The sequence below is a fragment of the Falsirhodobacter sp. 1013 genome, assembly GCF_051195255.1.
Lineage (GTDB): Bacteria > Pseudomonadota > Alphaproteobacteria > Rhodobacterales > Rhodobacteraceae > Falsirhodobacter.
Genome location: NZ_JBNJLK010000005.1, coordinates 37,599 through 58,931, shown reverse-complemented (window position 1 = coordinate 58,931; position 21,333 = coordinate 37,599). Strand labels below are relative to the sequence as shown.

Below are 21,333 nucleotides of genomic sequence, written 5' to 3'. Positions count from 1 at the left end.
GCGTCCAATCATCGTGCAGGACCGGGCCAGGGAAGGATGTCATGACGGAACGCGCACGGATCGGATCGCTTTGGATCGGTGGCCCCTTGTCATGGATGGAAATCGCCTCGATAAAATCCTTCCTTCGGCTGGGCCACGACTACACCCTCTACACCTATGAGGACGTGCCGAACGTGCCCGAAGGCGCGCATGTCGTGAACGCGCGCGAGGTGTGGGACACCGACCGCATCCTGATGCACGACAAGGCCCAAAGCCCTGCCATCCACGCCGACGTGTTCCGCGTGCGCATGATCGCGCAGGAAGGCAATGTCTGGGCCGACACCGACGTGATCGCCCTGCAACCCTTCCCCGCCGACCTGCGCTGGTTCATCGGGCACGAGCGTGAGGACCGCCTGCTTCTGGGCAACGCCATCATGGGCCTGCCCGCGGACTCGCAGACCCTGAAAGCCATGATGGACTTCCTGACGGCCGACTTCCCGATCCCCCCATGGTCCAAGGGCAAGTTCCGGCGCGAACTGGAACAGAAGCGGTCCGAAGGCGTCGCCGTGCGTCTGGAAAGCCTGTCCTGGGGCTCCACCGGCCCCGAAGCGCTGACCTGGTTCGCCCAAGACAGCGGAGAGATCGCGAAGGCCCAGCCCACCAACACCTTCTTCCCCGTCGCCTTCAACGACCGCAAGCGCCTTGTGAAGCCGCCGGAACGCGAACGCCTTGAAGAACAGTTGGAGCGTGAGGGCAGCCTGTCGGTGCACCTTTATTCCCGCTGGCTGCGCAAATACACCGGCGGCATGCCGGGCGGCCTGCCCCCGGCGACCAGCTGGCTGGGCACCTACCTGATCGACCATGATCTGGCCGATTACGACAGCCTGCCCGCCCCGGCGCCGAAGGAAAAGAAACCGCGCGAGGCCAAGGACGAAAAGGAACAGGCCGAACGCAAGGCCACCGTCAAGCTGGACCCGGACGCCTTCCTGAACGATCTGGACGCCCGCAAGGCGGCGCTGCCCGACGGGCCGAACGCTTCGAAATACGGGCGCATCACGCTCGTCACGATGGCCAAGGACGAAGGCCCCTATGTTCTGGAATGGGTGGCCTATCACCACCTTCTGGGCTTCACCGACATCCTCGCCTACACCAACGACTGCACCGACGGCACGGATGAGATGCTGGACGCGCTGGCCGCCCTAGGGCTGGTGACGCGCATGGAAAACGGCCCCATGCGGGAACTGCCGCCCCAGTCGCGTGCGCTGAAACGCGCCACCGGGCATCCGCTGGTAAAGTCCTCCGACTACATCATGGTGATGGATTTCGACGAATTCCTGACGATCAAGACCGAAGGCGGCGACGTCAACAGCCTGATCGACCTGATGAAGGAGACCGACACGGACGCCATGGCGGTCACGTGGCGCTTCTTCGGATCCTCCCACATCCCGCATTACGGGCCGGAACCCGTGACGCAGCGCCTGACCCGCGCCGCGAACGATGACTTCAACCCCGGCTACGGCGTCAAGACCCTGTTCCGGAAAGAGGATTACCTGCGTCTCGCCATCCACCGCCCCCGGGCCGAGAAAAAGAAGCCGAACCCGCGCGGCCTTCCGTGGATCAACGGCTCGGCCAAGCCGATCGATGGCAACATCATGACCTGGCGCCAGACCCGGCAAAGCAAGGGCTACGATTTCGCGCAGGTGAACCATTACGGCGTCAAAACGCATGAGGAATACCTGATGCGCCGCCTGCGGGGCGACGTTCTGAACAATCACGACAAGTACAACATCGACTATTTCCGCCGCTTCGACCGGAACGAGGTCGAAGACAAGAGCGCCACGCGCCATGCGGATCGTCTGGCTACCCTGATGGCAACGCTGCGGCAGGACCCGGCCGTGGCCGCGGCCGAGGCCATGATCCGCGAGCGGTACGCCGCGAAGCTGGAACGGTTGCGCACATCCGAGGGGTATGAGGAGCAGATGCGGGAATTGGCGATCCCCTCATCCATCGTCACGATCGAGGAAGTCTAGAGCTCCGAGAAACGGGCCCGTTGGCGCGCCGACCAGCGCAGCGTCAGACGGTGCCCGTCCTCGGTGGCGGTATCCTCCTCCACCACGCCCTGTTCGTGCAGCCAGGCCCGCTTGCGCCCTTCGGCAAAGGACAGCAGCACCGTTTCCACGTGGCGTTCGTCGTCCAGCGCCGTCGTCATCGCCTCGATCAGCGCTGGCAACCCTTCCCCCGTCAGGGCAGAGATCGGGAAGACCCGATCCGACCGGCCACGGTCCAGAATGGCCGCACGCGCGGTGTCATCGACAAGGTCCAGCTTGTTCCACACCTCGTACATCGGAACGGCCGGGTTGACACCCAAACTGTCCAGGATGTCACCCACATCGGCCGCCTGTTCGGCGCTTTCGGGATGCGCGATGTCCCGGACATGCAGGATCAGGTCGGCCTCCAGCACCTCCTCCAGCGTGGCGCGGAAGGCGGCCACCAACTGCGTCGGCAAGTCCGAGATGAAGCCCACCGTGTCCGACAGGATGATGTTGAACCCGGTCGGAAGCTCCACCGCACGCATGGTCGGGTCCAGCGTGGCGAACAGCATGTCCTTGGCCAGAACCTCCGCCCCTGTCATGCGGTTGAACAGGCTGGACTTGCCGGCGTTGGTATAGCCCACCAGCGCCACGATCGGGAACGGCACCTTGCGCCGCGCCGCGCGATGCAGCTCGCGCGTCCGCACCACCTTGTCCAGCTGCCGCCGCAAGCGGATCATCTGGTCGTCGATGGCGCGTCGGTCGGCCTCGATCTGCGTCTCGCCAGGGCCGCCGACAAAGCCGAATCCGCCGCGCTGGCGTTCAAGGTGGGTCCAGGCGCGCACCAGCCGCGTCCGCTGATAGGACAGCGCCGCCAGTTCCACCTGCAGCACGCCTTCATTGGTGCGCGCGCGGTCGGCGAAGATTTCCAGGATCAGGCCGGTCCGGTCCAGAAGCTTGACCCCCCATTCCTTTTCCAGATTGCGCTGCTGCACCGGTGTCACGGGGCCGTCCACCAGCACCAGATCCACCTCTTCGGCCTTCAGCCGCTGGGCCAGTTCCTCGACCTTGCCGGACCCGAACAGGGTGGCCGGCGTCGCCTTGGACACCCGCACCACATCGGCCCCCACGACGTCCAATCCCGGCAAGGCGGCGGCCAGCGCCACCGCCTCGGCCAGCCCATGTTCCGGAAGACGCCGCGTGCGCTGCGCCTTCATGTCGGGGTGAAGGACATAGGCGCGCGTCGGCGCCGCCTCGGTGGTGTGGAGATCTTGTTCCGAAATCAGTCTTCACCTTCATAAAGGTTGATGGGCGCGCCCGGCATGATCGTCGAAATCGCGTGCTTGTAGACAAGCTGCGATTGTCCATCCCGACGCAGGAGAACGCAGAAATTGTCGAACCAGGTGATGACGCCCTGCAACTTGACCCCGTTGATCAGGAAGATCGTGACAGGAACCTTGGCTTTGCGGACGTGGTTCAGGAAGGCATCCTGGAGGTTCTGCTTATCAGCGGCCATTCGTGCTTTGCCTTATCATTATTGTTTTTGCCCTCTTCCCTCCGGCCCTGGTCCGGAAGCAACTCATAATATGATGCGGAACCTGATGATATTCCAGACCCAAAAAAGGTTAACGCCGCCAGGTGGCGGGGGTGAGCAAGGCCAGCACGGCAAGGGTTTCAACACGCCCCAGGATCATCGCCACCCCAAGGATGATCTTGGCGGCGCTGCCCTGCGCGGCCCAGGAAATCGGCACCTCCCCCGCGACGGAAGCGAGCGGCCCCGTCGTGCTCAGCGCCGACATGGACAGGATCAGCGCGGGTTCGAACGCCATTCCGGTCAAGGCCAGCGCCAGCATGGCCACGGCCGCCGTCAGGCCAAACAGCATGATGAAGATCCACGCCACATAGGCCCCATCATTGCGGATGCGCCGGGCCACCGCCCCGCCCCCGCCGATGGAGGACGGATGCACGATCCGCTGCATTTCCCGCTGCGCATGGCGGTACAGGGCATAAACGCGCAGCAGGGTCACGCCCCCCGCCGCAGTGCCCACGCCGCCCCCCACGGTCGCCAGCCCCAGCAGGATCAACCCTGAACTGTCCAGCCCCGACCAGCCGCGCGTCACGTCCCACCCGCCGGACACGTACCCCGTCGTCGTCATGAAGCTGAGCGTGGTGAAAAGGCTGCCCCACAAGGCCTGCGCGAAATCCACCAGCCCACCCGTGTAATCCACATTGCCCAGCCAGTGGCGCAGGATCAGCGCCGTCGGCGCCGTCAGCATCAGAAGCGCCGCGAACTGGATCTCGGGATTGTCCCGCAGGCGATAGGACCGGTCCATCAGCGCCATCCCCGGCACGAAGCGCCGGCTGATCGCCACGGCGAAGAACACGAACACGAACAGCTCGCCCAGATGCAGGTTGGGCTGATGCGCGAATCCCGGTCCGGGCGCGATGCCCGAGGTGGACAGTGTCCCCATCGCATAGGACAAGGCATAGATCCCCGGCTCCCCCGACACCAGAAGAAGAACCCACAGGACCAGGGTCAGTCCGGCATAGACGGGAAAGATAGTTTGGGCGTGATGGACGATGCGTTCATCCGCATCCGCCACTTCGATCCACGCGCCGAGGTTCGGGCGGCCGGGCGGACGGCCCGAAATCACCTCGGTCCCGCCCAGGTTCATCGGCCCCATGATCGCCACGGCCGTCAGCAGCACGAAGAACCCGCCCAGCCAGCCCACGATCGCCCGCCACAGGTGCAGGGTCTCGGACAGGCGACCGGGCATCTCGTACAGCGTCGCCCCCGTTGTCGTGAACGAGGACAGCATCTCGAACCAGGCGTTCAGGAAGCTGGTGTCCGGCACCGACCAGCGGAAGGGCACCGCGAACATCACCGGCATGACCAGATAGGCGGTGACGATGGCCGCCAGATGCGCCCGCGCCACGTCGTTCGGCCGCCGCTGCGCGGTCGCGATGGCCAGCATGGCCAGAACCACCAGAAACAGCGTGCCGGCATAAAAGAATGCGCGCGAGATCGGCATCTCCCCCCGCACCAGCGCATGGGCGGCGGGCACATACATGGCCAGCGCGCCGATCGCACCCATCCAGATCAGAAGGGGAAGGCTGCGCAGGCGGGGCATCAGAAGAAGTCGATCGACACTTGCAGCAACCGCTCGACCTCCGGCACGTCGGCGGTCGTCGCGAAGATGGCGATGATGTCGCCCTCCTCCACCCGCAGGTCGGGCACGGGCTTCATCATCCGGTCACCCTTGAGGACGCCGCCGACCAGCACGTTGCGCGGAAACTCGATGTCGCGGATCAGGCGCCCCGAAAGCGAAGAGGTGGACAGCACCTGCGCCTCGATCATCTCCGCCTCGGAATCGCCGATGGCATAGATCTGCCGCACGCGCCCGTGCCGGATATAGCGCAGGATCGACGACACGGTGGTGGCGCGCGGGTTGATATGCGCGTCGATCCCCAGGGGCCCCATCAGCGCCACCAGCGACGCGTCGTTCACCAGCGCGATGGACAGGGGGCACCCCGCCTCCTTCGCGCGGACGGCGGCCAGAAGGTTCGTCTTGTCGTCATCCGTCAACGCGAGGACCGCGTCCGCGTTGCGGATGTCGGCCTCCTCCAGCAGGGCACCGTCCATCCCATCACCGTTCAGCACGATCGTCCGGTCCAGCGCGTCGGCCGCGGCCTCGGCCCGGCCGCGGTCACGCTCGATCAGCTTGGCGCGGATGCGGCCGGTCTGCCGCTCCAACGCCTTCGCGACCGTCAGGCCCACGGCCCCGCCGCCGATGATGACGACCCGTTCCTGCGCGTGGCGGGCCTTGCCGAAAATCTCCATCATGCGGGACACGTCGTCGGAATGGGTGAACAGATAAACGGAATCGTCCAGCAGCAATTGCGCGTCGGCGTCCGGCACGAACAGCTTGCCGTCGCGGCGCACGCCCACCACCGTCGCCCGCAGGGTGGAGAACAGCTCGCTCAACTGCCGCAGGGGGGTGTTCAGCACCGGGCAGTTTTCGTCCAGCGCCAGCCCCAGAAGCTGCGCCCGCCCGTCCATGAAACTTTCGGTGTCAAAGGCGTGGGGCGCGGCCAGACGTTGCAGCGCCGCCTCCGCCACCTCCTTTTCGGGGGAGATGACGACGTCGATGGGCATGTGGCCGGTCCGGTACAGATCGGCATAGATCGCGTCGAGATAGCTTTGCGCCCGCAATCGCGCCACCTTGCGCGGCACCTCGAAGATCGAATGGGCCACCTGGCAGATGACCATGTTCACCTCGTCCGAGCGGGTGGCGGCCACGATCATGTCCGCGTCCTTGGCCCCCGCCCGTTCCAGCACGTCGGGGTAGCTGGCAAAACCGATCACGCCCTGCACATCCAGCGTTTCCGTCGCCCGCCGCACAAGGTCGGCCGTCATGTCCACGACCGTCACGTCGTTGCGTTCGCCCGACAACTGCCGCGCGATCTGCCAGCCGACCTGCCCGATGCCGCAGATGATGATCTTCATGCGTCATCCTCGTGGGTGCCGCCATTGGCCTTGACCACGCCCAGCGACTTCAGCTTGCGGTGCAGCGCCGAGCGCTCCATCCCGACAAAGCTGGCGGTGCGGCTGATGTTGCCGCCGAAACGGTTGATCTGGGCCAGCAGGTATTCCCGCTCGAACAGCTCACGCGCCTCGCGCAGGGCCATGGTGGCCACGAGGCCGCCGATGGTCAACCCCTCGCTGGCCGCGGGCGCGCCGTCGCGGCCCGGAAGCTCCGCAGGCTCGATCGGGCCGGGGCTTTCGCCCAGGATCAGCACGCGTTCGATCACGTTGCGCAACTGCCGCACGTTTCCGGGCCAGGGCATCGTCTGCAATGTCGCCTCGGCGTCGGGCGACAGGCGGCGCAAGGGCAGGCCCTGCGCCCGGTGCAGCAGGTCGATGAAATGCCGCGCCAGATCGGGGATGTCATCCCGGCGTTCGGACAGCGGCGGCACATGGATTGGCACCACGTTCAGCCGATCGTACAACTCCTGCCGAAACCGGCCCGCCGCAATCTCGGCCCGCAGATCGCGCGAGGTGGAGGAGATCACCCGCAGATCCACTCTCACCTTTTCCACGCCACCTACGCGGGTGAACTGCTGTTCCACCAGCACACGCAGCAGCTTCGACTGGGTGCCCAGCGGCATGTCCGCCACTTCGTCCAGATAAACGATGCCGCCATGCGCCTGTTCCAGAAGGCCCTTTTCCAGCCCACGCTCCGTTTCGCGACCGAACAGCACCTCCTCCATCCGCTCCGGCTCGATCCCGGCCGAGGATACGGTGACAAAGGCTGCCTCGGCCCGGGCGGAGTTGGAGTGGATATACCGCGCCGCCATCTCCTTGCCCGAACCCGCCGGACCGGCCAGCATCACGCGGGCGTTGGACTTCGTCACCTTGTCCAGGTTCTGGCGCAACGTGCGGAAGGCCGTCGAATTGCCCAGCATCTCGGACGAGGTGACGTCCTTGCGGCGCAACTCGCTGTTTTCGCGCCGCAGCCGCGAGGTTTCCATCGCCCGGGTCACCACCACCATCAGCTGGTCGATGTTGAACGGCTTTTCGATGAAGTCGTAGGCGCCCTGCTTGATCGCCGCGACCGCGATCTCGATGTTGCCATGCCCCGATATGATGACGACCGGCACGTCCGGATTGTTGCGCTTCACCGTCTTCAGGATGTCGATTCCGTCCATCCGGCTGTCCTTCAGCCAGATGTCCAGGATCATCAGCGACGGCGGCTCGGCGTTGATCTCGGCCATGCAGTCATCGGAATTCCCGGCCAGCCGCACCGCGAAGCCTTCGTCCCGCAGGATGTCGCCGATCAGTTCGCGGATGTCGCGTTCATCGTCCACGATCAGGATGCTGCTCATTTACCCTCTCCGTTCTTGCGGCGGCGCAGGTTGCGCGGCAGTCGTATTTCGGCCAGCGCACCCGCACGCGTCTGTCCCTCGAACACGGGCGCGTCGGTCAAGGACAGCGTTCCCCCATGTTCTTCCACGATTTTCTTGACGATCGCCAATCCCAGCCCCGTGCCCTTCTCTCTGGTCGTGACATAGGGCTCGAACAGGCGGGATCGATCCGGTGGAAGGCCGCAGCCGTTGTCGGCGATGCGGATCACCGCCGCTTCGGCCTCCGCCCGCAGGGACAGCTTCACTATCCCGTCCAGAACTCCTGCTTCTTCAATGGCTTCCCCGGCGTTCTTCAACAGGTTCGTCAACACCTGAGAGATCATGGTTTCATCGACATCCACCACCATCGGCTCCTCCGGCAGGTCCGCCTGCACATGAAGCCCCGCCTGCAACACCGTCGCGTCCCTTACGATCTTCACAAGGTCGCGTTCGCGGCGGTCCGGTTCCGGCATCCGCGCGAAACGCGAGAATTCGTCGATGATACGCCGCAGGTCGTTCGTCTGGCGCACGATCACGTCGGTATACTGCTCCAGATCGCCGGCCATGTCGCCGACCAGCGGGCGGAACTTGCGCTTGATCCGTTCGGCCGACAGCTGGATGGGCGTCAGGGGGTTCTTGATCTCATGCGCGATGCGGCGGGCCACGTCGCCCCAGGCCGCCAGCCGCTGCGCGCTGACAAGGTCGGTCACGTCGTCGAAGGCCACAACATAGCCTTCCAGTCCTTCGGGCGTTTCCCGAACCGACATCCGCACCAGCAGGCTTTCCAGCTTGCCCTTGCGGTTCAGGCGGATCTCCTCCTGCACCGTGCCACCCATCTCGCGCAGGCGGTGGAACAGGGTCGCGAATTCCGGCACGGCCACCTCCAGCGGCAGATCGGTCGTTTCCATGTCCAGAAGACGCCGGCCCGCCCGGTTGATGAAGTCCACTCGCCCGCCCGCGTCCAAACCGATCACCCCGGCGGTGATGGAATACAGCACGGAATCGAACAAGCGCCTCCGCCGTTCCACCACGGCATGGCTGTGGTGCAGGTCGTCGCGCTGGTGCTTCAGTTGGCGGGTCATCTGGTTGAAAAGGCGACCCAGCATCGCGATCTCGTCATCGCCATCCTCCTCGGTCACCTGCACGTCCAGATCGCCCGCGCCCACGCGCTGCGCCGCGCCGGCCAGCCGCCCCACAGGTCCGGCCAGACGTTCGGCGAACCACAGGCCCAACCACACGGCGGCCAGGATCAGGATGACCGCGAAGCCCAGATACAGAAGCGCGAACTCGAACAGCATTCGCCCGCGATCCGCCTCCAGCTGGTGATACAGCCGCACGGTCTCGCGCGTGTCGTCCAGAAGGCTCAGGATCTGGCCGTCCACTTCCCGCGTAACGTACAGGTAACGGTCCGGGAACGCGTCCAGATGCACCAGCGCGCGGAATTCGTCATGCGCCCAGTCCTGGATCAGGAAATAGCCGACGGTGCGCGCCTGCTCGATCTGCTCGCGTGTGGGGTGGTCGAAATCGAACAGGTAGCTGCGGTCGCCGCGGGTGCGCAGGTCGCCGCCGCCGTCGATCAGATACGCCTCACGCAGCCCGCGCTGCACCAGCTCCTGCCCCTGGCTCAGGATCGGGCGCAACTGGTCGTCCTGAAGGAAGACGCTGCTGCGCTTGGCCGCGTCCAGATAACGGGCCAATGCCTGCGCGTCGGCGATCAGATCCTCGCGGTGTTCGGCCTCATAGGCCTGCGCGGCGGCGAGGGAGTTGCCTACCACCCGCTGCACCCGGTCCGAAAACCAGCCTTCCAACCCGATGTTCAGCGTGACCACGGCGAAGACGGCCACGAGGATCGTCGGGATCAGCGCGACCAGCGCGAACACCCCCGACAAACGCAGGTGCAGGCGCGATCCGGCCGACTTGCTGCGGCGATCTGCCACAATCTGCGCCACCCGCGCGATGACCAAAGTGGCCACCGCCAGCACATAGATCAGGTCCGTCAGCAGCAGCAGACGCAGCATCGGCGAACTGCTGGACAGGTCCATGGGTCCCAGGAAAACCAGCGTCACCGCCGTCAGCACCGGGCCCAGCGCCACAAGCGTGAACGTGGCCGCCGTCTTCACGCGGCGCTGCCGGCGCAAGCGCAGCAGGCGCGAGAACGTTGTATGTCGTGCCGCGGATCGCACGGAAGGGACCTGCCTCATTCGGCGAGGGTGGTCCCCCGCTGCTTCTTCTGTTGCCGATTTACATCAGCTTGCGCCGCCGTGTCACGCGGATATCGAGGTCGGTGATCTTCTTGCGCAGGGTATTGCGATTGATCCCCAGCAGATCGGCGCATTTCGCCTGGTTGCCGGCGGTGGCGTCCAGCGCGATTTCGATCAGCGGGCCCTCCACCTCGCGAAGGATGCGCTGATACACGCCCGGGGGCGGCAGCGCGCCGCCATGCAGGTCGAAATACCGCTTCAGATGCCGCGCGACCGAGGCCGAGAGCTTCTCGCCCTCGCCACCACCCTTCAAGGGCTCCATCACCGGCTGGTTGCCAAGGACGGCTTCCACCTCGGCCTTCGTGATCTCCGCCTCGGCCGAGGTGACGATCAGGCGGCGCAGCGTGTTTTCCAGCTGCCGGACGTTGCCGGGCCAGCCATAGGCGCGCACCAGCTCCCGCGCCTCGGGCGACAGACGACGGGTGGAGCCCATGTCCCGTTCGCCCCGGGCCAGGAAATGTTCGGCCAGCAGCGGGATGTCGTCCACCCGTTCGCGCAGCGCGGGCACGTGCAGCGTCACGCCCCCCAGACGATAGAACAGGTCCTGCCGGAACGCCCCCTGTTCCATCCGCACCTGAAGATCGGATTGCGAGGTGGACATGATGCGCGGCGCCTGTTCGCCCATCTGGTCCAGAAGGCGCACGATGCGGCCCTGCGCCTCGTCGCTGTAATCGGCCACCTCGTCGAAGACGAGGCTGCCGCCCTTGGCCCGCGCCATCAGCGTGGCGGGGCCATCCGCTCCTTGCAGGTCCGACGCCTGCGCCATGATGAAGGGCTGCGCCCGCCGATCGGAAAAATCGTGGATCGCGCGGGCGATCAGGGACTTGCCGGTGCCAGACTCGCCGGTGATCAGCACGGGCAGATCCGTGTTCATCACCCGCGCCACCAGCCGGTACAGCGCCTGCATCGCCGGCGTGCGGCCAACCAGCGGCAGATCGTCGGACCCTTCGCGCGCCGGCGCGGGACGGTTCGGAACGCGGCGCTTCGATTCCAGCGCCCGCGCCGACCGCTTCATCAGGTCCGGCAGGTCGAAGGGCTTGGGCAGATAGTCGAAGGCCTCCGCCTCGGCGGCCTGAATGGCCGTCATGATCGTGTTCTGCGCCGAGATGACGATGACCGGAAGCCCCGGGCGAAGCTGGGCGATGCGGGGCAGCGCTTCCAGCCCGTTCCCGTCGGGCATCATCACGTCCGAAATGACGAGATCGCCCTTCCCTTCCTCCACCCACCGCATCAGCGTCAGAAGCGAGGAGGTCGCATGCACCTTGCAGCCCGCGCGCGTCAGCGCCTGCGTCAGCACCGTGCGGATCGTGCGGTCGTCATCCGCAACGAGGATCGTTCCGTCCATCTCTCAGACCTCCAACTTGTTCGTGGGCGCCTCGCGGGGCGCCATGGGCAGCGACACGCGGAAGACCGTCCGCCCCGGCATGGAATCCACGGAGATGATGCCCCCATGGTCCGAAATGATCTTCGACACCAGCGCCAGCCCCAGCCCCGTCCCGTTTTCGCGCCCCGACACGAAGGGGTCGAAGATGGAGGCGGCGATCTCGGGCTTGACGCCGGGGCCGTCGTCGATGACTTCCACCTGCAAGGGAAGCGAACCCTTGCCGTCCGTCCGCCGCAAGCGCAGCGCAAGGTCGTAGAACGTCCGCAGGCGGATGGTGCCGCCCCGGCTGCCCGACGCCTCGGCCGCGTTCTTGATCAGATTCAGGAACACCTGCATCAGCTGGTCGGGATCGGCAAAGGTTGCGGGAAGCGAGGGGTCGTAATCCTCCTCGATCACCATCTGCGCGGCGAAGCCCACCATGGCCGACCGGCGGGCGCGGTCCAGCGCGTCATGGATGTTCACGGCGCGGCGGTCCGGCGGGCGGACGTTGCCGAACTGCTCCACCTGTTCCAGCAGCTTCACGATGCGGTGCGTTTCCTCGACGATCAGGTCCGCGAACTCGCGATCCTCGGCCGACAGGTTCATGGCGATCAGCTGCGCCGCGCCCGCGATGCCGGCCAGCGGGTTCTTGATCTCATGCGCCAGCATCTCGGCCATGCCGATGGCCGACCGGGCGGCCGACCGCACCGCCGCCACGCGCCCCAGGCGGTCCGCGATGTCACGCGGAGAGATCAGCAACATGACAAGGTCGGGACGATCCGCCAAGGGCGCGATCTGGATGTTGCACTGCACGGGGGCCTTTTCGCCCGTCGTCACATCCACGTCGTTGATGAACATCGCCGCCTGATTGCGCCGCACGCGGGCCAGCGCCTCGTCCATAGGGGCGTCGATCGACAGGCGGTCCAGCGCCGGTTCGTTCAGCAGGTTCTTTTCCGAGGCGTTGAGGAAGCTTTCCGCCACCGGATTGATGGCGACGATGTCGTTCTTCGCGTCCAGCAGCAGCGCGGGCACCGGCAGGCTGGCCCAGATCGTGCCGCTGGGCAGTTGGGCGGGAATGAACGATCCGGGCGTCATGCCGCCTGTCCTTGCGGGGCGGTCAGGGCGTCGCGCAGGCCGCGGATCACGTCCGCCGGCAGGTCGCGGGTCAGGACGTCGCCCTTCGGGACGTTCGCGGCCTCCAGATACCAGCCCAGATGCTTGCGGGCGACCTTCACGCCCAGATCGATGCCATAGAAGGACAACATGCTTTCGTAATGCTCCACCACCATGTCCGCCAGCGCCGGCCCTTGCGGCACCACGGGCGCCGGGCGGCCGTGCAGCGCCGCCGCCACCTGCGCCAGCAACCACGGCCGCCCCTGCGCGCCCCGCCCGATCATCACGCCGTCCGCGCCCGACATCTGCCGCGCCGTCGCGGCGGTGGCGCTGTCCACGATGTCGCCATTGGCGATGACGGGAATGCGCACCGCGTCCTTCACGGCGCGGATGGCGGCCCAGTCGGCCTGCCCCTTGTAGAACTGGCAGCGCGTGCGGCCGTGGATCGTCACCATGCGGATGCCCGCGCCTTCCGCCGCCTTCGCGATCTGCGGCGCGTTCAGGCTGTCATGATCCCAGCCCAGCCGCATCTTCAGCGTCACGGGAATGCCGACGGCGCCCGCCACCGCCTCGATCAGGCGCAGGGCCAGGTCCGGCTCGCGCATCAGCGCCGACCCGCAGGCCCCGTTGCCGCCCGCCGCCACCACCCGTTTCGCCGGGCAGCCCATGTTGATGTCGATGATGCGCGCGCCCTGCCCTTCGGCATAGCGCGCGGCCTCGGCCATCCAGTAGGCGTCCCGCCCCGCCAGCTGGACCGAGGTGGCGTGATCGCCGAACCCCAGTTCCGCCTTGGCGCGGGCGGCGGGCTTGGCCTGCACGACCTCCTGGCTCGCCACCATCTCGGACACGACAAGACCGGCGCCGAAGCGCGCCACAAGCTGGCGGAAGGGCAAGTCCGTGATCCCGGCCAGCGGGGCCAGAAGCACCGGAGGGTCGAGTGTCACGGAGTCGATCTGAATGGACAAATGCCTAATCCTTGAGCGTCAGCTTCCGATTACGCCACGTGCTGACATATTACAAATTTTCGAAATGATTTTGGCGACCCGACAGAAGCATACGCCTGTTTATTGTGCAGAAAGCCCGTTTGACACGCAAACACTGTACTTCACCCGGCGGGTCCGGCGTGTCATAGCATGGAAATGACCACAGTTGCCATCATCGTCGCCGCCGGACGCGGCAGCCGCGCGGGCGGCGGGGTGCCCAAGCAATGGCGCCCCCTGAACGGCCGCCCCATCCTGTCCCACACGCTGGACGCTTTTGCCGGCCTGCGCCGCCTGCTGGTGATCCACCCCGATGACCGCCCTTGGGCGGAGCCCTTGGGCGTGGAAATGGTGGAAGGCGGCGCCACCCGCGCCGAATCCGTTCTGAACGCCCTGCGCGCCTTGGAAGGTCAGGGCGTGACGCGCGTGCTGATCCATGACGGCGCCCGCCCGCTGGTGCCGCGCGCCGTGATCGACCGCGTGGTGGCGGCGCTGGACACGGCCGAAGGCGCCGCCCCCGCCCTGCCCGTCACCGACGCGTTGTGGAGGGGGGAGGCCCATGTGACCGGCACCGCCGACCGCAGCAACCTCTGGCGCGCGCAGACGCCGCAGGGCTTCCGCTACGACGCGATCCTTGCCGCCCACCTGGCCCATCCCGGTGGTGCCGCCGATGATGTGGAGGTGGCGCGGGCGGCAGGTCTTGACGTGGCCATCGTGGACGGCGACGAAACCAACATCAAGGTGACATGGCCCGCCGATTTCGCGCGGGCCGAAGGTATGCTGAAAGGGCGCGACATGGATATCCGGATGGGCAACGGCTATGACGTGCACCGCTTCGGGGACGGGGATCACGTCTGGCTGTGCGGCGTGAAGGTGCCGCACGGGCGCGGGCTTCAGGGCCATTCCGACGCCGATGTGGGCATGCACGCCCTGACCGACGCGATCTATGGCGCGCTGGCCGAGGGCGACATCGGCCAGCACTTCCCGCCGTCCGACATGAAGTGGAAGGGCGCGGAAAGCCACATCTTCCTGCGCCACGCGATGGAGCGGGTCCGCGCCCGCGGCTACCGCCTGTCGAACTGCGACGTGACGCTGGTGTGTGAATACCCGAAGATCGGCCCTGTGGCGCAGGCCATGCGCGCGGCGCTGGCCGCCATCATGGGCGTGGACGTGGGCCTCGTTTCGGTCAAAGCCACCACGTCCGAAAAGCTGGGCTTCACGGGGCGGGAGGAAGGCATCGCCTCCCTCGCCACCGTGGTGCTGGTGTCGGCATGACGCGGCTGATCTGCCTTGGCTTCGGCCTCGGGCTGCTGCGCCCCGGCCCGGGCACATGGGGATCGGCGGGGGCCATCGTCCTTGGCCTGCTGATCGACCGCTTTCTCGGCTTTCCGGTTCTGGTGCTGGCGACGCTGGCCGTCACCGCGCTGGGCTTCTGGGCCCTGTCGCGCGAGTTGACGGGCGCGCATGAGGATCCGTCCGAGTTCGTCATTGACGAGGTGGCGGGCCAATGGCTTGCCCTTCTGTTTCCCGCCGCCGCCTTCTGGTGGCGGGACGAAGCGATCGCCTACCCCGGCTGGGTGGCGGCCTTCCTGTTCTTCCGCCTGTTCGACATCTGGAAGCCCTGGCTGGTGGGTCGCGCCGATCGCAGCGGCGGCGTGACGGGCGTGATGACCGATGACCTGTGGGCGGGCCTGTTCGCCGGCATCGCCACCGTGATCGCCGCCGGCATCGCCCACGGGGTGCTGATGTGAGCTGGCTGTCCTTCCAGCAACGCGCGCTGGCCGCCGGCATCACCGTCGCCACGGCGGAAAGCTGCACCGGCGGCCTGATCTCGGCCGCGCTGACGGACAACGCCGGATCGTCGAAGGTGTACGAACGCGGCTTCGTCACCTATTCCAACGCGGCCAAGCGAGAGATGCTGGGCGTCAGGCAAGACGCGCTGGACGCCCATGGCGCCGTGTCGGAACCCGTGGCGCGGCAGATGGCCGAAGGCGCTCGGGAACGTTCGGGCGCGACGCTGGCCATCAGCGTGACGGGCATCGCGGGTCCGGGCGGGTCCGAACACAAGCCCGAGGGACGCGTCTGCTTCGGCCTCGCCACCCCCACAGGCACCTATACGGAAACGGTGGATTTCGGACCCCTTGGCCGCGACGGCGTGCGCCGGGCCACCGTGGCCCATGCGCTGACGCTGCTTCAGGCGGCGGTCGGCCCGTAAAGCTGCGCCGCGCGCTTTTCGAAGGCACGTACGATCCGCTGCATCGCCTCGTTGAAGACCATGCCGATGATCCCTTGCAGGATCGCGTTCTTGAATTCAAAGTCGACGAAGAAATGCACCTCGCACCCGCCCTCGGGCAGATCGCGGAGGGACCAGGTGGATTTCAGGTACTTGAACGGCCCGTCTAGGTATTCTGTGTCGATCTTCTTCTGTTCCGGCCACAGCGTCACGCGGCTGCCGAACCGTTCCCGGAACACCTTGAACGAGATGACGAGGTCGGCCTCCATCACCTCCCCCCCACTCTCGATCGGGGTACGGGACCGGATGCGCGCGGCGGAGTTCCAAGGAAGGAACTGCGGATAGGCGCCGACATCGGCCACAAGATCGAACATCTGCGTCGCCGTGTACGGCAGGCGCCGCGTTTCCTGATGGGTCGGCATGGCATCCTCCGTGACTTTCCCGCAGGTTTTCGCTACTCGGTGCCCCAAGTGCAAGGGGATAGCATGACCAAACAACCATATGTCATCGACCAGATGATCTCGGCCAAGGCCATCGCGGCCCGGGTGGAAGACCTGGCGCGCGAGATCACCACCCATTACGCGGGCACCGAGAAGCTGGTCGTCGTGGGCCTGCTGCGCGGCAGCTTCATCTTCATCGCCGACCTCGTGCGCGAGATTGGCCTGCCGGTGGAGGTGGATTTCCTCGAAGCCTCCTCCTACGGAAACGCCATGCGGTCCAGCCGCGAAGTGCGCATCCTGAAGGATCTGCGCGGAGAGATCGCCGGCCGCGACGTGCTGGTGGTGGAGGACATCGTGGACACGGGCTTCACCCTGTCCCACGTGACCCGCCTGCTGAAATCGCGCGAACCGAAACGGCTGGAAGTGTGCGCCCTTCTCGACAAACCCTCCCGCCGGGAGGTGGAGGTGCAGGCAACGTGGACCGGCTTCACCATTCCCGATGAATTCGTGGTGGGCTACGGCATCGACTATGCCCAATCGAACCGCAACCTGCCCTATATCGGCAAGGTGCGCTTCACGGAGGAGACATGAATCCCATCTGGTTCATCCGCATGATGCAATGGGTGCGTCACCCCCCACCCGTGTGGAAGGTGATCCTTGCGCTGTGCGTGATCGCCGCCTGCGCCGCCCTGTTCCTGGTGGAACGCTATGTCGGCTGGCCCGACTGGCTGACGACGCAGGGCGGCGGGTCGATGAAGATCAAGCCCTAGTCGCGGCCGGCAAGGCAGAACTCCCACGGGCCAAGGGTCACGGTGGGCGCGGGCGGTTTCGCGCCCGTGTCCGCGCCGACGGGGTGCCAGTGCCCCTCGGGCAAGCGCGCCTCCACCGTGCCGTCGCCCAGGTTGAACGCGCAGAACAGCGTCTGCACGCCCAGACGCAGGAACTGTACCAGATCGCCCGCCGTCCACATCGCGTCCATCGCACCATGCTTCAGCGTCGGATGGTCCCGACGCAGGCGCAGCGCCGCGCGGTAATGTTCCAGCATCGATCCGGGGACGCCCTGCTGCCCCGCGACGGAGCGGGCCACGTGATCCAGCGGCACCGGCAGCCACGGCTTGGCATTGGCCGAAAAGCCGCCATTGGCGGTCTCGTCCCAGGCCATCGGCGTGCGGGCGCCGTCGCGGCCCTTGAACTCGGGCCAGAACTCCTTGCCATAGGGGTCCTGAAGATCCTCGAAGGTCAGGACCGCCTCGGGCAGGCCCAACTCCTCGCCCTGATAGATGCAGGCGGACCCGCGCAGGCACATCAGCAGCACGGCATAGTTCTTCAGCGCGGCTTCCGACGCGTGCCAGCGGGTGGGCAGCCGCACCGTATCATGGTTGCTGTAGGCCCAGCAGGGCCACGCGTCGGGCGCGGCGCGATTCATCCGCTGGAAGGTCTCCTCCAGAATGCGAGCGGTCAGCTTCGTCGGCTGCAACAGCTCGAACGGATAGCACATGTGCACCTTGTCATTGCCCGAGGTGTATTCGGCCATGATCTCCAGCCCGCGCTGGGCATCGCCGACCTCGCCCACCGCCGCGGCGGCGTAGGGCTCCATCACGGCGCGCAGCTTGCGCAGGAAGTCCACGTTTTCCGGCTGGTTCTTGTCGAACAGGTGCAGCTGGTGGTTGTAAGGGTTCACCGAGGGCGCGATGCTGTCATTGCGCAACTCGCGCGGCAGCGGGGGGTTGTCGCGCAGGTAGCGGTCGCAGAAGTAGAAGTTGATGACGTCGAAGCGGAACCCGCTCACCCCCCGCTCCAGCCAGAAGCGCAGCACGTCCAGCAGCGCGTCCTGCACTTCGGGATTGTGCAGGTTCAGGTCGGGCTGGGAGCTGAGGAAGTTGTGAAGGTAATACTGTTCGCGCCGCGGGTCCCAGCGCCAGGCCGTGCCGCCGAACATCGACATCCAGTTGTTCGGCACCGTGCCGTCCGGCCGCGGGTCCGCCCAGACATACCAGTTGGATTTCGGGTTGTCGCGGCTGAGGCGGCTTTCCTGAAACCACGCATGCTTGTCGGAGGTGTGGGAGAAGACGAGGTCCACCATCACCCGAAGCCCCAGCTCGCGCGCCTTGGCGATGACGGCGGCGAAATCCTCGTTCGTGCCAAACATGGGGTCGACGCAAGTGTAATCCTGCACGTCGTAGCCGAAATCCTTCATGGGCGACTTGAAGAAAGGACTGATCCAGACCGCATCAGCCCCAAGGGACGCGATGTGTTCCAGCCGCTTTTCGATGCCCCGCAGGTCGCCGATGCCATCGCCGTCCGTATCCTGAAAACTGCGCGGATAGATCTGATAGATCGTCGCTCCACGCCACCAGTTCCGGTCGGCCCAGTCCACCGGCTTCGCGCTCACGTTCATACGGCCTCCTCGATTTGCCTTTTCCTGACATAAGACGGGATTGGGAAGTTGCGAGTGCGGACAGATCGCCTAGAACAACACGAAAGGGAGAATCCTATGTCCAGTCTCAGCCTTGTCGCCGATGTGGGTGGCACCAACACACGCCTTGCCCTGGCCGAGGGATTCCAGGTGCGTCACGACAGCGTGCGGCGCTTCACGAATGCCGATTTTACGGGCCTCGATGCCGTGATCGTCCGCTATCTGGGCGACCTGCAGGAAACCGTGGGCGCGGCCTGCGCGGCGATCGCAGGCCCGGTGGCGAACGGTGTCGGCACCCTGACCAACCTTGACTGGACGGTGGACGGCACGATGCTGCGCGCCGTCACGGGCGCCACGGCGGTGTCGGTGTTGAACGATCTTCAGGCGCAGGGCCACGCGCTGGGCCATGTGCCACTGCGGGCGATCCTGCCGGGCCACGGGCCGGCGGACCCGGCGGCCGCGCGGCTGGTGGTCGGCGTGGGCACGGGGTTCAACGCGGCCCCCGTGCACATGATCCCCGGCGGCCGTCTGGTGCCCCCATCGGAAAGCGGCCACATCAACCTGCCCGTCCGCACGGCCGAGGAGGTGCGGCTGGGCCGCTATCTGGAAAACATCTACGGCATTGCCACGGTCGAGGAAGCACTGTCGGGCCGCGGTCTGACCGCCATCCACAGCTGCCTGACGGGCACGGAACGGCTGTCTGGGGACCTCATCCCGTTGATCGGCACGGATGCGGAGGCCACCGAATCGGCGCGGATCTTCGTGCGCCTGCTGGGATCGGTGGTGGGGAATCTTGGTCTGACCCACCTGCCCTTTGGCGGGATCGCGCTGTGCGGCGGCATGGCCCGCGCCATGGCCCCGCATCTGGAGGCGTTGGGCTTTGCCGAGGCGATGCATGACAAGGGAAGGTTCTCGGACTTCGTGAGCGCCTTCCCCGTCAGCGTGATCGAGGATGATTACGCAGCCCTGACGGGCTGCGCCGCGTCCATCATGTGATGACGTCGGGTTCCGTGCGGCCGGTATAGCCGGTGATGTCCGCCAGTTCATGGGCGGCGCGGATGATCGGGGCCAGCGCCTCCTGCGGGTCCTGATCGAAACCGCTTTCGGCATACTTTTCCAGATACAGGCGCAGGGTCGCACCCTGCGTGCCGGTGCCCGACAGGCGCATCACGATGCGGCTTCCATCCTCGAACAGGATGCGCACGCCTTGCTTGGCCGAGGTCGACTGATCCACCGGATCGGTATAGGCAAAATCGTCCGCGGCCGAGATGGTCATCCCCTGCACCGAACGGCCCGGCAGGTCCGCCAGCGACTTGCGCAGGGCCGACACCATGGCATTGGCCTTCTCCGTCTCGATCGCCTCGAAGTCGTGGCGGGAATAGTAGTTGCGGCCGTATTTCTGCCAATGGGCGTTCAGGATTTCCGCCACGGACTGCTTGCGCTTGGCCAGGATGTTCAGCCACAGCAGCACGGCCCAGAGACCGTCCTTTTCGCGCACGTGGTCGGACCCCGTGCCGAAGCTTTCCTCGCCGCACAGGGTCACGCGGCCCGCGTCCAGCAGGTTGCCGAAGAACTTCCAGCCGGTCGGCGTCTCGAACGCCTCGATCCCCAGATCCTTGGCCACGCGGTCCACGGCGGCCGAGGTGGGCATCGACCGGGCCACACCCGCGATCCCCTTGGCGTAGCCCTTGGCCAGATGCGCGTTGGCCGCCAGCACCGCAAGGCTGTCGGACGGCGAGACGTAGATGCCGCGCCCGACGACCATGTTCCGGTCGCCGTCCCCGTCCGAGGCCGCGCCGAAATCGGGCGCGTCGGGGCCCATCATCTCGGCCATCAACTCATGCGCCCAGGTCGGATTCGGATCGGGATGCATTCCGCCGAAATCGGGCAAGGGCGTGCCATGGGTCACGGTGCCGGAGGCGGCGCCCAGCCGGTTTTCCAGAATCTCGGTCGCGTAGGGGCCGGTGACGGCGCACATCGCGTCGAAGCGCATGGTGAAGCCCGCCGTGAACATCGCGCGGATCGCATCGAAGTCGAACAGCTGCTCCATCAGCGCGGCATAGTCGGCGACGCAATCGACGATCTCCACCGCCATGCCGCCCATGGTGGTTTCACCCACCGCGTTCAGGTCCACGTCCTGCGCTTCGAGGATGTTGTAGCTGACGATGACCGACGCTTCGCGGAACATCGCGTCGGTGATGTTCTCGGGCGCGGGGCCCCCGTTGGCCATGTTGAACTTGATGCCGAAATCCTCATCCTCGCCGCCGGGGTTGTGGCTGGCCGACAGGATGATGCCGCCATCGGTCTTGCGCTGGCGGATCAGGTTCGACGCGGCGGGCGTAGAGAGAACGCCGCCCTGCCCGACGATCACCTTCGCGGCGCCGTTGGCCGCCGCCATGCGCAGGATCACCTGCACCGCCCGGTCGTTGAAATAGCGGCCGTCGCCGCCCACGACGAAGGTCTTGCCCTTCGCGCCGCCGATGGCGCTGAAGATCGCCTGGACGAAGTTTTCCAGGTAATGCGGCTGCATGAAGACGCGGGTCTTCTTGCGCAGGCCCGAAGTGCCCGGCTTCTGATCGTCGAAGGCAACTGTCTGAATGGTCGTCATGCTTGG

19 protein-coding genes are annotated in these 21,333 nt (G+C 66.2%); 7 read left to right on the top strand and 12 right to left on the bottom strand.

Annotated features, from left to right (window positions below; translation table 11 throughout):
* The first annotated feature begins 41 nt into the window (after window positions 1-41).
* Window positions 42-2,009: a glycosyltransferase family 2 protein gene (locus ACSHZY_RS09615; protein WP_435168535.1), complete on the top strand. Its 1,968-nt coding sequence runs from the start codon at window positions 42-44 to the stop codon at window positions 2,007-2,009.
* Here the strand turns inward: ACSHZY_RS09615 and hflX are convergent.
* The 9 genes from hflX to dusB form a co-directional block, all read right to left on the bottom strand.
* Complete coding sequence (gene hflX, locus ACSHZY_RS09610) at window positions 2,006-3,295, bottom strand: GTPase HflX (protein WP_435168788.1); 1,290 nt, start codon at window positions 3,293-3,295, stop codon at window positions 2,006-2,008. The two genes, ACSHZY_RS09615 and hflX, sit on opposite strands and share 4 nt — an antisense overlap.
* On the bottom strand, window positions 3,292-3,525 hold the full coding sequence (hfq, locus tag ACSHZY_RS09605) for an RNA chaperone Hfq (protein ID WP_054303569.1): 234 nt from the start codon (window positions 3,523-3,525) through the stop codon (window positions 3,292-3,294). Before hfq ends, hflX begins: the two co-directional genes overlap by 4 nt.
* Before the next feature lie 109 nt (window positions 3,526-3,634).
* On the bottom strand, window positions 3,635-5,140 hold the full coding sequence (locus ACSHZY_RS09600; protein ID WP_435168533.1) for a potassium transporter TrkG: 1,506 nt from the start codon (window positions 5,138-5,140) through the stop codon (window positions 3,635-3,637).
* The gene (gene trkA, locus ACSHZY_RS09595) at window positions 5,140-6,516 is read right to left on the bottom strand and encodes a Trk system potassium transporter TrkA (protein ID WP_435168531.1); all 1,377 of its coding nucleotides are present in this window, start codon (window positions 6,514-6,516) and stop codon (window positions 5,140-5,142) included. The genes ACSHZY_RS09600 and trkA overlap by 1 nt, the downstream gene beginning before the upstream one ends.
* A complete protein-coding gene (locus tag ACSHZY_RS09590; protein ID WP_435168529.1) occupies window positions 6,513-7,895 on the bottom strand; it encodes a sigma-54-dependent transcriptional regulator in 1,383 nt (460 codons plus the stop codon). The genes trkA and ACSHZY_RS09590 overlap by 4 nt, the downstream gene beginning before the upstream one ends.
* A complete protein-coding gene (locus ACSHZY_RS09585) occupies window positions 7,892-10,114 on the bottom strand; it encodes an ATP-binding protein (RefSeq protein WP_435168526.1) in 2,223 nt (740 codons plus the stop codon). The genes ACSHZY_RS09590 and ACSHZY_RS09585 overlap by 4 nt, the downstream gene beginning before the upstream one ends.
* Before the next feature lie 40 nt (window positions 10,115-10,154).
* Window positions 10,155-11,519, bottom strand: coding sequence for a response regulator (locus ACSHZY_RS09580; RefSeq protein ID WP_435168524.1), 1,365 nt, complete (start codon window positions 11,517-11,519; stop codon window positions 10,155-10,157).
* A 3-nt stretch (window positions 11,520-11,522) separates the two neighbouring features.
* Window positions 11,523-12,632: a two-component system sensor histidine kinase NtrB gene (locus ACSHZY_RS09575; RefSeq protein ID WP_435168522.1), complete on the bottom strand. Its 1,110-nt coding sequence runs from the start codon at window positions 12,630-12,632 to the stop codon at window positions 11,523-11,525.
* Window positions 12,629-13,615: a tRNA dihydrouridine synthase DusB gene (gene dusB, locus ACSHZY_RS09570; protein ID WP_435168520.1), complete on the bottom strand. Its 987-nt coding sequence runs from the start codon at window positions 13,613-13,615 to the stop codon at window positions 12,629-12,631. The genes ACSHZY_RS09575 and dusB overlap by 4 nt, the downstream gene beginning before the upstream one ends.
* Window positions 13,616-13,789: 174 nt before the next feature.
* On the opposite strand from dusB, the gene ACSHZY_RS09565 reads away from it, so the two are divergent.
* Genes ACSHZY_RS09565 through ACSHZY_RS09555 form a run of 3 tightly spaced genes read left to right on the top strand, consistent with a single transcriptional unit; the run spans window position 13,790 to window position 15,845 of the window.
* Window positions 13,790-14,905, top strand: coding sequence for a bifunctional 2-C-methyl-D-erythritol 4-phosphate cytidylyltransferase/2-C-methyl-D-erythritol 2,4-cyclodiphosphate synthase (locus ACSHZY_RS09565; RefSeq protein WP_435168519.1), 1,116 nt, complete (start codon window positions 13,790-13,792; stop codon window positions 14,903-14,905).
* Window positions 14,902-15,381, top strand: coding sequence for a phosphatidylglycerophosphatase A family protein (locus ACSHZY_RS09560; RefSeq protein ID WP_435168517.1), 480 nt, complete (start codon window positions 14,902-14,904; stop codon window positions 15,379-15,381). Before ACSHZY_RS09565 ends, ACSHZY_RS09560 begins: the two co-directional genes overlap by 4 nt.
* On the top strand, window positions 15,378-15,845 hold the full coding sequence (locus tag ACSHZY_RS09555; RefSeq protein WP_435168515.1) for a CinA family protein: 468 nt from the start codon (window positions 15,378-15,380) through the stop codon (window positions 15,843-15,845). Before ACSHZY_RS09560 ends, ACSHZY_RS09555 begins: the two co-directional genes overlap by 4 nt.
* Here the strand turns inward: ACSHZY_RS09555 and ACSHZY_RS09550 are convergent.
* Window positions 15,824-16,285, bottom strand: coding sequence for a type II toxin-antitoxin system RatA family toxin (locus tag ACSHZY_RS09550; RefSeq protein ID WP_435168513.1), 462 nt, complete (start codon window positions 16,283-16,285; stop codon window positions 15,824-15,826). The two genes, ACSHZY_RS09555 and ACSHZY_RS09550, sit on opposite strands and share 22 nt — an antisense overlap.
* 63 nt (window positions 16,286-16,348) lie before the next feature.
* Here ACSHZY_RS09550 and hpt point away from each other — a divergent pair, with 63 nt between their 5' ends.
* Window positions 16,349-16,894, top strand: a complete 546-nt coding sequence (gene hpt, locus ACSHZY_RS09545; RefSeq protein ID WP_435168511.1) for a hypoxanthine phosphoribosyltransferase — start codon at window positions 16,349-16,351, stop codon at window positions 16,892-16,894.
* Window positions 16,891-17,073, top strand: coding sequence for a hypothetical protein (locus ACSHZY_RS09540; RefSeq protein ID WP_435168509.1), 183 nt, complete (start codon window positions 16,891-16,893; stop codon window positions 17,071-17,073). Before hpt ends, ACSHZY_RS09540 begins: the two co-directional genes overlap by 4 nt.
* On the opposite strand, the gene ACSHZY_RS09535 is transcribed toward ACSHZY_RS09540, so the two are convergent.
* The gene (locus ACSHZY_RS09535; protein ID WP_435168507.1) at window positions 17,070-18,701 is read right to left on the bottom strand and encodes an alpha-amylase family glycosyl hydrolase; all 1,632 of its coding nucleotides are present in this window, start codon (window positions 18,699-18,701) and stop codon (window positions 17,070-17,072) included. The two genes, ACSHZY_RS09540 and ACSHZY_RS09535, sit on opposite strands and share 4 nt — an antisense overlap.
* 96 nt (window positions 18,702-18,797) lie before the next feature.
* Between ACSHZY_RS09535 and ACSHZY_RS09530 the strand changes: the two genes are divergently transcribed.
* Window positions 18,798-19,715 carry a glucokinase gene (locus ACSHZY_RS09530; protein WP_435168505.1) on the top strand — a complete coding sequence of 306 codons (918 nt, stop codon included), beginning with the start codon at window positions 18,798-18,800 and terminating at the stop codon, window positions 19,713-19,715.
* Here ACSHZY_RS09530 and ACSHZY_RS09525 read toward each other — a convergent pair.
* Window positions 19,708-21,327, bottom strand: coding sequence for an alpha-D-glucose phosphate-specific phosphoglucomutase (locus ACSHZY_RS09525; RefSeq protein ID WP_435168503.1), 1,620 nt, complete (start codon window positions 21,325-21,327; stop codon window positions 19,708-19,710). The two genes, ACSHZY_RS09530 and ACSHZY_RS09525, sit on opposite strands and share 8 nt — an antisense overlap.
* Window positions 21,328-21,333: the final 6 nt, after the last annotated feature.

Coding starts and splice junctions, on each gene's coding strand:
- hpt (WP_435168511.1), top strand. CDS start 16,349: ATGACCAAACAACCATATGTCATCGACCAGATGATCTCGGCCAAGGCC.
- ACSHZY_RS09550 (WP_435168513.1), bottom strand. CDS start 16,285: ATGCCGACCCATCAGGAAACGCGGCGCCTGCCGTACACGGCGACGCAG.
- ACSHZY_RS09530 (WP_435168505.1), top strand. CDS start 18,798: ATGTCCAGTCTCAGCCTTGTCGCCGATGTGGGTGGCACCAACACACGC.
- ACSHZY_RS09615 (WP_435168535.1), top strand. CDS start 42: ATGACGGAACGCGCACGGATCGGATCGCTTTGGATCGGTGGCCCCTTG.
- ACSHZY_RS09565 (WP_435168519.1), top strand. CDS start 13,790: ATGACCACAGTTGCCATCATCGTCGCCGCCGGACGCGGCAGCCGCGCG.
- ACSHZY_RS09535 (WP_435168507.1), bottom strand. CDS start 18,701: ATGAACGTGAGCGCGAAGCCGGTGGACTGGGCCGACCGGAACTGGTGG.
- ACSHZY_RS09540 (WP_435168509.1), top strand. CDS start 16,891: ATGAATCCCATCTGGTTCATCCGCATGATGCAATGGGTGCGTCACCCC.
- ACSHZY_RS09580 (WP_435168524.1), bottom strand. CDS start 11,519: ATGGACGGAACGATCCTCGTTGCGGATGACGACCGCACGATCCGCACG.
- trkA (WP_435168531.1), bottom strand. CDS start 6,516: ATGAAGATCATCATCTGCGGCATCGGGCAGGTCGGCTGGCAGATCGCG.
- ACSHZY_RS09600 (WP_435168533.1), bottom strand. CDS start 5,140: ATGCCCCGCCTGCGCAGCCTTCCCCTTCTGATCTGGATGGGTGCGATC.
- ACSHZY_RS09525 (WP_435168503.1), bottom strand. CDS start 21,327: ATGACGACCATTCAGACAGTTGCCTTCGACGATCAGAAGCCGGGCACT.
- ACSHZY_RS09575 (WP_435168522.1), bottom strand. CDS start 12,632: ATGACGCCCGGATCGTTCATTCCCGCCCAACTGCCCAGCGGCACGATC.
- hfq (WP_054303569.1), bottom strand. CDS start 3,525: ATGGCCGCTGATAAGCAGAACCTCCAGGATGCCTTCCTGAACCACGTC.
- ACSHZY_RS09585 (WP_435168526.1), bottom strand. CDS start 10,114: ATGAGGCAGGTCCCTTCCGTGCGATCCGCGGCACGACATACAACGTTC.
- ACSHZY_RS09560 (WP_435168517.1), top strand. CDS start 14,902: ATGACGCGGCTGATCTGCCTTGGCTTCGGCCTCGGGCTGCTGCGCCCC.
- ACSHZY_RS09590 (WP_435168529.1), bottom strand. CDS start 7,895: ATGAGCAGCATCCTGATCGTGGACGATGAACGCGACATCCGCGAACTG.